This is a genomic window from Gilliamella sp. Nev3-1, assembly GCF_001690435.1.
GTDB classification, from domain to species: domain Bacteria; phylum Pseudomonadota; class Gammaproteobacteria; order Enterobacterales; family Orbaceae; genus Gilliamella; species Gilliamella apicola_C.
This window is the reverse complement of the sequence record NZ_LZHN01000076.1, coordinates 1-11294: the sequence shown is the minus strand read 5'-3', so window position 1 is coordinate 11294 and position 11294 is coordinate 1. Positions and strand designations below refer to the sequence as shown.

Annotated in this window: 16 protein-coding genes and 4 pseudogenes; 2 read left to right on the top strand and 18 right to left on the bottom strand. The window is 39.2% G+C overall.

The annotated features are described in order from the left end of the window. Together A9G40_RS13020 and A9G40_RS13015 are read left to right on the top strand one after the other, a co-directional pair. A partial coding sequence (locus A9G40_RS13020) for an RHS repeat domain-containing protein (protein WP_176700502.1) occupies window positions 1-349 on the top strand: 349 nt, incomplete at its 5' end. Further along, complete coding sequence (locus A9G40_RS13015) at window positions 346-669, top strand: RHS domain-containing protein (RefSeq protein ID WP_065583367.1); 324 nt, start codon at window positions 346-348, stop codon at window positions 667-669. The genes A9G40_RS13020 and A9G40_RS13015, both read left to right, overlap by 4 nt. A 16-nt stretch (window positions 670-685) precedes the next feature. Here the strand turns inward: A9G40_RS13015 and A9G40_RS14815 are convergent. The 18 genes and pseudogenes from A9G40_RS14815 to A9G40_RS15635 all read right to left on the bottom strand — a co-directional run. Then, window positions 686-1797: pseudogene (locus tag A9G40_RS14815) on the bottom strand (IS3 family transposase). Window positions 1798-1867: 70 nt separating this feature from the next. Next, window positions 1868-2836 carry an RHS repeat-associated core domain-containing protein gene (locus tag A9G40_RS15645; RefSeq protein WP_065583366.1) on the bottom strand — a complete coding sequence of 323 codons (969 nt, stop codon included), beginning with the start codon at window positions 2834-2836 and terminating at the stop codon, window positions 1868-1870. 39 nt (window positions 2837-2875) lie between these two features. After that, entirely contained in the window at window positions 2876-3457 is a 582-nt protein-coding gene (locus A9G40_RS12995; protein WP_065583365.1) for a hypothetical protein, read from the bottom strand. A gap of 54 nt (window positions 3458-3511) precedes the next feature. Next, window positions 3512-3976, bottom strand: a complete 465-nt coding sequence (locus A9G40_RS15375) for an AHH domain-containing protein (RefSeq protein ID WP_442902734.1) — start codon at window positions 3974-3976, stop codon at window positions 3512-3514. A 75-nt stretch (window positions 3977-4051) separates the two neighbouring features. Further along, window positions 4052-4117 carry a hypothetical protein gene (locus A9G40_RS15925; protein WP_442902733.1) on the bottom strand — a complete coding sequence of 22 codons (66 nt, stop codon included), beginning with the start codon at window positions 4115-4117 and terminating at the stop codon, window positions 4052-4054. 91 nt (window positions 4118-4208) lie between these two features. Continuing rightward, window positions 4209-4502: a barstar family protein gene (locus A9G40_RS12985; protein ID WP_065583369.1), complete on the bottom strand. Its 294-nt coding sequence runs from the start codon at window positions 4500-4502 to the stop codon at window positions 4209-4211. A gap of 2 nt (window positions 4503-4504) precedes the next feature. Further along, window positions 4505-4954, bottom strand: a complete 450-nt coding sequence (locus A9G40_RS15360) for a ribonuclease domain-containing protein (RefSeq protein WP_218058030.1) — start codon at window positions 4952-4954, stop codon at window positions 4505-4507. Then, a pseudogene (locus A9G40_RS15920) lies at window positions 4928-5327 on the bottom strand (RHS repeat-associated core domain-containing protein); the annotation flags it as partial. The gene A9G40_RS15360 and the pseudogene A9G40_RS15920, both read right to left, overlap by 27 nt. Window positions 5328-5456: 129 nt before the next feature. Then, window positions 5457-5858 (bottom strand): hypothetical protein, encoded by a 402-nt coding sequence (locus A9G40_RS12970; protein ID WP_081302262.1) that lies wholly within the window; start codon window positions 5856-5858, stop codon window positions 5457-5459. A 17-nt stretch (window positions 5859-5875) separates the two neighbouring features. Next, window positions 5876-6373, bottom strand: a pseudogene (locus A9G40_RS15580) (RHS repeat-associated core domain-containing protein); the annotation flags it as partial. A 21-nt stretch (window positions 6374-6394) separates the two neighbouring features. Next, entirely contained in the window at window positions 6395-6460 is a 66-nt protein-coding gene (locus tag A9G40_RS15915) for a hypothetical protein (protein ID WP_442902733.1), read from the bottom strand. 130 nt (window positions 6461-6590) lie between these two features. Beyond that, window positions 6591-7016 (bottom strand): hypothetical protein, encoded by a 426-nt coding sequence (locus A9G40_RS12960; RefSeq protein WP_065583361.1) that lies wholly within the window; start codon window positions 7014-7016, stop codon window positions 6591-6593. A gap of 274 nt (window positions 7017-7290) precedes the next feature. Continuing rightward, window positions 7291-7740 (bottom strand): hypothetical protein, encoded by a 450-nt coding sequence (locus A9G40_RS12955; RefSeq protein WP_065583360.1) that lies wholly within the window; start codon window positions 7738-7740, stop codon window positions 7291-7293. A 39-nt stretch (window positions 7741-7779) separates the two neighbouring features. Beyond that, on the bottom strand, window positions 7780-8253 hold the full coding sequence (locus A9G40_RS12950; protein ID WP_065583359.1) for a hypothetical protein: 474 nt from the start codon (window positions 8251-8253) through the stop codon (window positions 7780-7782). Next, complete coding sequence (locus tag A9G40_RS12945) at window positions 8250-8645, bottom strand: hypothetical protein (protein ID WP_065583358.1); 396 nt, start codon at window positions 8643-8645, stop codon at window positions 8250-8252. The genes A9G40_RS12950 and A9G40_RS12945 overlap by 4 nt, the downstream gene beginning before the upstream one ends. Further along, window positions 8630-8777, bottom strand: a pseudogene (locus A9G40_RS15570) (RHS repeat-associated core domain-containing protein); the annotation flags it as partial. The pseudogene A9G40_RS15570 and the gene A9G40_RS12945, both read right to left, overlap by 16 nt. Window positions 8778-8846: 69 nt before the next feature. Beyond that, window positions 8847-9239 (bottom strand): DUF6896 domain-containing protein, encoded by a 393-nt coding sequence (locus tag A9G40_RS12940; protein ID WP_065583357.1) that lies wholly within the window; start codon window positions 9237-9239, stop codon window positions 8847-8849. Window position 9240: 1 nt separating this feature from the next. Continuing rightward, window positions 9241-11294, bottom strand: a 2054-nt coding sequence (locus A9G40_RS15635) for an RHS repeat-associated core domain-containing protein (RefSeq protein ID WP_176700500.1), incomplete at its 5' end; no start/stop codon positions are given.

The following is an 11294-nucleotide window of genomic DNA, read 5'->3' as shown; positions in this document are numbered from 1 at the left end:
TGCTGAAAAAGTCGAGCAGTTTGATTACGACCCAACGGGCAATAAAATCAGTGAAACCCAAGCGCTAGCCCCTATGCCTTTTCATGCCAATATCGCCAAAGGCAACCGGTTAACCTTTTTTAGTGATAAATACTTTGAATATGACCGCTTTGGTAACCTAATTGCCGAAAAGCGCGGGAAAAACCACAGTCTGGTTACCCACTATCAATACGACTGCCGGCATCGACTTATCAAAGTGATTAAACCGACAGGGCTTATCATCACTTATACTTATGATGCCTTTAACCGTCGTACTAGCAAAACTGTGGATGGTAAAACTACCGAGTTTATGTATTCGTCTCATCCATGAGACTCACCCTTGCAGGGCCAACACTAAAGCGTTGTTCAAATTTGTTCCAGACAAATTTGTGGCAAGGTAGTAAACTTATTGCTGAAACGGATAACGATAAACACTGGCAAAGCTACCTTTACGAGCCAGACTCTTACCGCCCATTAGCCCTGGTGCATGGCAATGCGCAGCAAGACAACATCAAACTCTACTGGTATCAAAACGACCACCTCGGCACACCCATAGCCCTTACCGGCAGCTTAGGTGACACCCTCTACGAATGCCAGTATAATGCCTATGGGCAGATAATAGACGAAACCTGGTATGTCCACACTTTTTAGTACCAAAAAGATAAGGTCATAGATTCATTTTATATTCAATGGGTGACTGGTAATTTAAAGACGAATGAAGCCTGTTGTAATTAAACCAATCCACATAGTGATTAAATTGCAACCTGAGTTGTTCAAGTGAATCAAAAATCGTGTTTGACACAAATTCAGTTTTCACCGCTTTAAATGTTGCTTCAGCAACAGCATTATCATAAGGGCATCCCTTATGGCTTAATGAACGCTCAATGCCAAATTCCTTTAAACATTCATCAAGTAGATGATTATCAAATTCTTTTCCTCTATCTGAATGAAATAACTCAACTGAATTTAAGTTAATAGGGATTTGGCTGATAGCATCCATAACCAGTTGAGCATTTTTATGTTTTCCAGCACTTCGTCCCACGATTTCTCGATTGCTTACATCAATAATCACACAAAGGTAATGCCATTGTTGTTTTACTCTCACATAAGTTAAATCAGTCACTAACACTTTTCGTTGTTGGCCTACGGTAAACTCACGATTAAGTTGCTTACTTACTGTTGATTCGTTGCTTTGTTCTGTATTAGCACAATATTTTTTACAGGTATATTTTGATACTCATCCGTTTTCTTGCATGATTCGACCAATTCGGCGACGGGATAATAGTATGCTTTTCTCCCTAAGCTCTGCTTGTAGTCGCCTTGTTCCATAGGCTTGATAGTTATCGTTAAATATCGCTTTCACTTTTTTACTAAGCTCTTTGTCTGTTTTTTTACTGGTTAATGGTTGTTGATAATAAAATCGATTTCTTGACACTTGTAAACATCGACATAACGCACGTAAGCTATATCGATGTTGATTCTCGGTGATTAATTTGATTTTCGTCCTATTATCAACGCCGCTTGCTTTAGGATGTCATTCTCCATTAACAATCGCTTATTCTCTTTACGTAGGGCTATGAGCTCATTTTCTTGAGCACGACGATTAGCTTGAGCTGTAAACTCACCAGTGGTTTGATATTGCTTAATCCACTTATCTAATGCGGATTTAGTCAGGTCGTATTCGGTGACAATATCCGCTCGTTTTTTGCCATTTTGGCATAACATTACCCTCTGTTTTTTAAATTCATTACTAAAACTGCGTTTTTCTCTTCTTGAAATGAGATTTGTCATTGTTGGTTCCTTTTGTTTTTTGGTTATCATAACAATGACCTTATTAAACTGGTACTAATTAGTGTAGCCTGTCCATAGTATAAATTCTTTTTCCTTCTTCAGTTATAGTTATTATTGGATTTACGCCTGCAAACTTTTCAATAACTTTGTCAAGATTTCCTGTAGACCAATTCTTTGAATATTTTTTAGCTCTAGCTGCACCGCCAGTTAGCCCTTCAGTATTTGTGCTATTCGTTTCTTTTTTAGCCTTTACCCCCGGACACTCATCCGACAACCCCAACGGGTCAATCCAAGCCAGTGGGTCGGGGACGTAGCGGTAGGCATTTTCACCACCGGCCAGTCCTATTGGGTCTTGGCTGATGTAGCGGGCGGTGTACGGGTCGTAATAGCGGTAGCGATTATAATGTAACCCTGACTCCTCGTCAAAATACTGCCCTTGAAAGCGCAGGTTTTGTGGTACGGTGCGGTATTCTATGGCAAGGTTGCCATAGGATTTGTAAACACCACTCCAGACAATGTCACCATTCGCCGTTATGAGCTCTTGTGGGGTGCCGAGTTGGTCGTTGAGGTAGTAGTAGATTTGCCCACCTCGTCCACGACCGACTAACTGCGCCATGGGTCTAAAGCCGGTGCTACCCGGCTCGTAAATGTAACTGATGCAGCGGTAGTCTTGGGCTTTGGTGTGTTCATTGCGGATTACCTCTACACTAAAGTCCGCATCATCGGCGTGGCATTCCGTAATAAGGTTTTCACCTTGCCAGAAGAACAGCGTTTTATCGCCCGTTTGCATGTCGGTTTTGCTGATTCGGCGACCAAAGGCGTCATATTCATAACAGTGTACGGTTTCTACCGTTTGATGAAAGTCTTTGTCGTTTTCATCCCAGTAGTGGCGGATTTTTTTAAATTCAATAAGCTGATGTTGCCCATTCCATTTAAATTGGTGTTCAGTATGTTGCCGTTTACCGCGTAACTCTCGAATCACATTGCCGTATTGGTCGTACTGATAATGGCGGTCACCTTGAATCAATAAGCGGTTAGCCTTGAGTTTGTTGTGTAGTGCATTAAACTATGATGTTTCAACCACAAAGTGGTCTTGAAACGTAAACGCTAATAATCCTGCCTCTTCAACTCGTTGTTTAAACTTTTCTGTCACAAAAACTCGTCGGATATCTTCTTCTATAGTAAATAAATATTCATCGGTAATATTGTCAGCAATTAAAACTACATGCTCTATCATTAAACCATTTGGCCATTGTTTATAAATTGATTTTTCTTTATTAAAGCAATCTTTTAAAACATTAGTCGGAAAGTAGCCCCAGAACTTCTTTCTTTTACTTGCGGTAATAATCGGTAAAACTTGCCCACGCGGAAGAAAAATATCACTTAACGACTCTAAAGCCCTTTCACTTAACACATAAAAAGGAGCTGTAAATCCACTAATATCTAACTGATAATTCTTTTTTCCATAATCATTACGATACAATTCCATAGTCACAGGTTGGTATTCTTCACCAAACGGTTGCCAACGATGATATAGTGCCCTATCCATTGCTCTTCCCTGCATATCTTCTTGTCCCTCAGGACAATTTTCAATAAAATGACTATAATCAGACAAGTCTGAATTCAATAAATAAGTTTTTGATTTCATTGTGTTTTCTCCAATTTGATTAATTTATTTATGATTAAATGCAATAATACGCGCTTATGATGGTTTCAATATCGTTTTCCAATTTGCGTTACGATCGGCATTTGATAAAATATTTGCGATGTTTTGTAATTCAGCTTCTATTGCCTCTTTAGTACCTATTTTATCTGCATTTCTAAGCCGCTTATTGACTTCATTAATATAGTCATTAGGATGGCGACCGTTATGCCTTATTCCTGGCAGCGTTTTATTGTCCTTAGTTGGCAAAAACACACCATTCTTAGCACCGTTAATATCAATACCATATTTCTCTAAAATTTTTTGTGCTGGCGCTGCGTTTCTTGCACCTACGGGCACAATATGATGAGCAGCGGTATTGGCGGGGCGAACGATACCAGCTTCTTCTAATGCCTTACCTAGTTTACAACTGTTTAACCCCAACGGGTCAATCCAAGCCAGTGGATTGGAGACGTAGCTATAGGCGTTTTCACCGCCAGCCAGTCCGATAGGGTCTTGGCTGATGTAGCGGGCGGTGTACGGGTCGTAATAGCGGTAGCGATTATAGTGTAATCCTGATTATTCGTATCATCCTGATACTCACCCTTTCAGGGCCAATGCTAAAGCATTGTTCAAATTTGTTCCAGACAAATTTGTCCTCGTCAAAATACTGCCCTTGAAAGCGCAGGTTTTGTGGTACGGTGCGGTATTCTATGGCGAGGTTGCCATAGGATTTAACTTCCTGCATCACATTTTATTATCTTAATTCAAAATTAATTTTTTCTGTTAAATTTGAGTCTATATCTTGTTCTCTTACTAATTGAAATATTTTTATAATATTATTAAATGTTATTTCTCCTAACTGTCTTTTTGAATAATCTGAATTGTTCCATATTATTAAAATCGGGCGTTCTACGTCATAACTCAAGCAATCCCATAATGCATCTAGATTTTCACCATAGTATTGACTAAAACCTAATAAAGTTGCTATTTGTTTATGAAAATCAGATTCTGAGTGAATATTTTCCCCATTTAACACTATTTTTTTCATAGCTATTTCCATTTTCCTATTTTAGTGGTAGTTAAATAATGATCAGTTGTTATGTATAGTAAACCATCATTCGAATATAACAACCTTGTCTCTAACTGATTACTTCTAGACATCTTATTGTTTATTCCAATATCTGCTTCGTACCAAACACGATTTGAGCTATTAGGTAATATTCCTGTTGTATTATGAAAAATATCCCCCCCAATTTGTCCCCCTGGCACTGTATTATTTAATGCTTTACCTGGAGACCAACCTTGTTGAGCAGCCTGTTTCTTAGTTACGTAATTTGAAGGTAACTGTCCTGTTTCTCTAAGACTTTCAACAACATTATTAGCTGCTTCGGTTGTCTTAAGATCTAATTTTAATTTTTCATAACTAGCAGCATTGTGAGCAGAAGAGTTTGAATTGCCATTAGTATTATTAATTCCCGGACACTCATCCGACAACCCCAACGGGTCAATCCAAGCCAGTGGGTCAGGAACGTAGCTATAGGCGTTTTCACCGCCAGCCAGTCCGATAGGGTCTTGGCTGAGGTAGCGACCTGTGTGCGGGTCGTAATAGCGGTAGCGATTATAGTGTAACCCTGATTATTCGTATCATCCTGATACTCACCCTTACAGGGCCAATGCTAAAGCATTGTTCAAATTTGTTCCAGACAAATTTGTCCTCGTCAAAATACTGCCCTTGAAAGCGCAGGTTTTGTGGTACGGTGCGGTATTCTATGGCAAGGTTGCCATAGGATTTGTAAACACCACTCCAGACAATGTCGCCATTCGCTGCTATTAGCTCTTGTGGAGTGCCGAGTTGGTCGTTGAGGTAGTAGTAGATTTGCCCACCCCGTCCACGACCGACTAACTGCGCCATGGGTCTAAAGCCGGTGCTACCCGGCTCGTAAATGTAACTGATGCAGTCGTAATAATTGATATTATTATGCTTGTTACGTAAACATAAATTTTACAATGGATAATCATTATCCCATGTGGGTAACTCAAAATCATCCAAATTCAAATTATTTTTTGCTAGGTAGCTAAATAAATCATCGATTGAATTGATATATTCAAATTTGCCAACCCATTCGTAGCAAGGATCAAATCCATTTTCAATATCTTCTATTAAAAAAGAATTCTGACGAACTTTAAATTTAGCTTCCGATTTTTCACATATCCTTTTTTTATGTTCAGGCAAAAAATTGACATCCCAATTCATTACGAATCTCCCCTTTACAAAAGTAAATGAAGGATCAACCTGAATTTGCAAGCTAATCTCAAGCCAAGTCCTGAATCTTTTATCATTAGAAATCAATTCTTTAACTAAAACACATCCTTTTAAAAGATGGGTGAGATTGTCTTTGTGCATTATATGTACTCCTATATTTATGAATCCCATTGGAAAAAGATATGTATAATTTTGCCACTCTTTTCGTGTATTTGAAGATGGGGGAGAATTCCATCTGGATTTGAAGGTGAATGCCCAGCAACCCTACCATTTATATCTTTAATATCATCCCAATGATAAGTTCCTAATTTGGTTTTTCCATCTGTATTTTTTAAAAACTTTAGTAAATTTTTAGCAGAAGGCCCACTTTCGCCAGTCATATTTAAATATTCATCACCTAAATAACGTTTCATAAATAATTCTTCAGCATCGTTCCTTGATTTAACAAAAACTTTTTCAGCTCCATTATTCAACTCGTGAATAGCTTTATTAACGCTAACAGGACATCCAAATAACCCCAACGGGTCAATCCAAGCCAGTGGGTCGGGGACGTAGCGGTAGGCATTTTCACCACCGGCCAGTCCGATAGGGTCTTGGCTGATGTAGCGGGCGGTGTACGGGTCGTAATAGCGGTAGCGATTATAGTGTAACCCTGATTATTCGTATCATCCTGATACTCACCCTTTCAGGGCCAATGCTAAAGCATTGTTCAAATTTGTTCCAGACAAATTTGTCCTCGTCAAAATACTGCCCTTGAAAGCGCAGGTTTTGTGGTACGGTGCGGTATTCTATGGCAAGGTTGCCATAGGATTTGTAAACACCACTCCAGACAATGTCGCCATTCGCGGTTATGAGCTCTTGTGGGGTGCCGAGCTAGTCGTTGAGGTAGTAGTAGATTTGTCCACCCCGTCCACGACCGACTAACTGCGCCATCGGTCTAAAGCCGGTGCTGCCCGGCTCGTAAATGTAACTGATGCAGCGGTAGTCTTGGGCTTTGGTGTGTTCATTACGGATAACTTCTACACTAAAGTCCGCATCATCGGCATGGCATTCCGTAATAAGGTTTTCACCTTGCCAGAAGAACAGCGTTTTATCGCCCGTTTGCATGTCGGTTTTGCTGATTCGGCGACCAAAGGCGTCATACTCATAACCGTGTACGGTTTCTACCGTTTGATGAAAGTCTTTGTCGTTTTCATCCCAGTAGTGGCGAATTTTTTTAAATTCAATAAGCTGATGTTGCCCGTTCCATTTAAATTGGTGCTCAGTATGTTGCCGTTTACCGCGTAACTCTCGAATCACATTGCCGTATTCGTCGTACTGATATATGTATCAAAAACAGCCTTTGGGTAGGCTAAAAAGTTATTGTTTTTTTTATAAGAATCGTTCAGAAAACGTATTGATTTTATTTGATTTTTTTAAACGTATTGATTTTATTTGATTTTTTTAATAGACAATAAAATTATAGAGTAAAAAGAGCAATCCTTGCTGTTTTAATACAAGGATTTGTATAATGACAATGACTTAATATAATTTAAAAAATTACATCATTAATATTTTATATCGCTCTATAAACTTAATGCTGAGGGTAATTATTTTCCCCTAATTTTTTAAAGTCTTTTTCTTCAACATGGTAATGCTCTTTCAAAAAAGCCATGCATTTGTAAAAATCATCAAACACAAATTCTTCACAATTTTTTGCTTTTGTGGCAAAAAGCTCTACATCATCAACTAAAAACTCATTTTCAATATCATCCACATAGACTTTATATAACCAAAATACCTTATCCCTATCGGGCATATATCCCAATTTTTCCGTTGCAGGGTACATATCCTCCCAAGTCATAATCCCTTGTGCAACGAATTGACATTCCCTTTCATATACATCATCATGCATATAAGCCATAACTCTGATTGCAATAAACCGAGTGTGCTCGTTATCAAGTTTGATTTCACAGTATGTGCCACTTTTTTTATCACCTCTAAATCGCCATGGAAAAGGATTATATTGATTTATATCACTCATTGTTACTACCTATAAACAAAAATAATATCTGTTTCTAATTTATATGTTATCTTTTATCACATTATGCAGCATTAATAGTTCATTATCAGTGAGAGCTTCATATTTACTATCTAAATCGCTATGGCAAATAAATACTCCATTAGCATCAACTACAGCATAAACTCCATTAGACATTTCTTTAGGATCAAACAAATCTGGAGGATCAATAAAATAACCATCCAATCCACACCAACTAATTATTGAATTCTTTTCAAAAAAGAAACGAAGTGTGTCTTCGGTTATTTTTTTCCAATTATTTGGTATTTCAGAGAATTTGACATCCCATAGCCAGATAACCCAATTTTCGCCAAATAATTTATGACTTTTTGCTTCAGTTAATTTTGGCCACAATTCAAATGGGAATTTAGGAAGAGAGTAATTTATATCATTGCTGTATAAATAAAATGTTTGCCCACTTACTTCACCTAGATTACTATCCCAATAAATATTTAATATGTTTCTTGTATATATCATTTTATTCCCCAATTGGACATTTGTTGAAGACTAGGTACAATCGAGGTCGCTATTAACCCCTGATTTTGTCCCGATTTATATACCATGAAGGCAACAGTTTTTCCATTTGCTTGACCAATAAATCCTTTAACAGCATTACCATCTCTCAATACATGGTCAAAGGTATGAGTAGGATTCTCTAAAACTGATATTCCCATTTCTTTATATAGAGCTGCAGTATTTTTATTCCAATTTGGGAGTACTCCTTCATCAATTAAATGACGAGAGGCATGTTGATTTCGTTTTATATTCTCAAAGGCACTGCTAGCGGCTCCCTTAGCATAACCAATGACTTCTTTATCACTAGCATTTTTTATCCCCGGACACTCATCCGACAATCCCGACAACCCCAATGGGTCAATCCAAGCCAGTGGGTCTGGAACGTAGCTGTAAGCGTTTTCACCACCAGCCAGTCCGATAGGGTCTTGGCTGATGTAGCGACCTGTGTGAGGGTCGTAATAGCGATAGCGATTATAGTTTAAGCCTAACAGTATAGTTTAGAAATTATATTTTTATTATTTTTCCATTATTCTAAATTGATAGTTGAAATTCTATTATTTTAGTTCATTTAATTTATATTGTTGTTCGGATATTTTTTTTAAAAAATGAGTTAATGTCAATTCATGTAAGCTATTGTTAATTTCACTTGTAGAATAAGTTAGGTTTAGGGACTCAATATATTGCTTTAATCTCCATTCATCTAGCACATTTGGCTCTGAAAAATAGTTATGTATATCAACAATAATCTTAGGCACAGGTTCCTTCCTAATAAATTTCAATCCTTTACCATGTTTTATAAATAACCATATTTGCCCATTAATCTCTAATTTTCCCTCTCTAGGACAATCTAATAATAAATTGTAATCCTTAACTTCTGGATAAACCCTTTTAAAAGTAGTTATTATATTTTTTTGCAATTGTATGATTTGTCTTATATATTTTTTCATGTTAGTACCTTGAGCGAGCCTCTGCAACTTCCAATAATAGCTGATTACTTTGAGTCACCGATACGTTGTTAATTCTAATAGGTACATCTTTCAATCCTGCTTTGGCTGCTGCCACTGCTCTATGATGGCCATCAATAATAATCATTTTTCCATTGACGATAGCCACATCTATAGGTTGAGTGATATCAAATCCATGAGCCTTCATATTCTTTATAAGTCTTTTAATATTTGAACCTGACATTTCAGTTGAATTTTGTCGACTAATTAATTTCTTAGGATCTACGTGGGTAATCACTTGTTGCGCATAAGTTTCAGCTACGTGATTCTTTCCAGCTTTTACTCCCGGGCACTCATCCGACAATCCCAACGGGTCAATCCAAGCCAGTGGGTCAGGAACATAGCTATAAGCATTTTCACCGCCAACCAGTCCGATAGGGTCTTGGCTGATGTAGCGGGCGGTGTACGGGTCGTAATAGCGGTAGCGATTATAGTGTAACCCTGACTCCTCGTCAAAATACTGCCCTTGAAAGCGCAGGTTTTGTGGTACGGTGCGGTATTCTATGGCAAGGTTGCCATAGGATTTGTAAACACCACTCCAGACAATGTCACCATTCGCGGTTATGAGCTCTTGCGGGGTGCCGAGCTGGTCGTTGAGGTAGTAGTAGATTTGCCCACCTCGTCCACGACCGACTAACTGCGCCATCGGCCTAAAGCCGGTGCTGCCCGGCTCGTAAATGTAACTGATGCAGCGGTAGTCTAGGGCTTTGGTGTGTTCATTACGGATTACCTCTACACTAAAGTCCGCATCATCGGCGTGGCATTCCGTAATAAGGTTTTCACCTTGCCAGAAGAAGAGTGTTTTATCGCCCGTTTGCATGTCGGTTTTGCTGATTCGGCGACCAAAGGCGTCATACTCATAACAGTGTACGGTTTCTACCGTTTGATGAAAGTCTTTGTCGTTTTCGTCCCAGTAGTGGCGGATTTTTTTAAATTCAATAAGCTGATGTTGCCCATTCCATTTAAATTGGTGTTCAGTATGTTGCCGTTTACCGCGTAACTCTCGAATCACATTGCCGTATTGGTCGTACTGATAATGGCGGTCACCTTGAATCAATAAGCGGTTAGCCTTGAGCTTGTTGCTGTGGGGGCAGGGTGCTTTGGGGGTGCCATGGGTTTTGGCAGTAGGTGATGCGTGTTTTAATTCATCAAGTGGCTTTTCACTGCCCAGTAAGTTATCGGCTCCGTCAAAATAAAAGTGCTCATGATAGCCTTTATAGCTCAGCTCATCCGGTAACTGTCCTTGGCTATAAGGTTGGTGGCTAGCGCTACTGAGTCGGCTTTTTAAGTCGTGGGTGAAGGTTTTTACCCCTTTGTAGTTGTCGGTCATTTGGGTGAGCTCACCGGCAACATTATATTGGTAATGACGTTCAATCGGTTTATTCAGGCTGTCTTTGACCCTGACTTTTTGATTAAGCAATCGACCACGGCTATCAAATTGCTGATGACAATTGAGTTCGCCAAATCGCCCCATGCTACGGGCAATTTCATTGCCTTCCTGCCAGCGGTGGGTCGATAGTGTTTGACCGTTTAGGTCGATTTGGCTGACTTCATCACCTCGGTAATAGTGGGTTAAGATGTTACCATCAGGCAGGCGCATTCTAAATAAGCGTCCCGCTTGGTCATAATCAAAATATTGACTACTAAAGCCTTGGTGCTCTTGCGTGATGCGTCCACATTTGTCGTATTGCCATACCAGTGGCCATTTGCCATCGTCCACCTCATTGAGTCGACCAAATCCATCATAGTGGTAGGTGACCTTTTGTCCATCAGGCAATATACGGGCAGTTAACCGTCCGCAATGGTCACGCTCATAGGTGGTGATTAAGGCGGTGTCGTCTTGTCGAGTATCGCCGTATTCTGTTCGCTTGATTATCTGGTCATTAGCATCATAATCCCAAACGATATAGCGCCCATCAAACAGTTTTTCTGTTTTTACTTTGCCACTCGGCGTGTAATCAATATGATAATGGTCGCCATTGGCATTAATAATGTCGC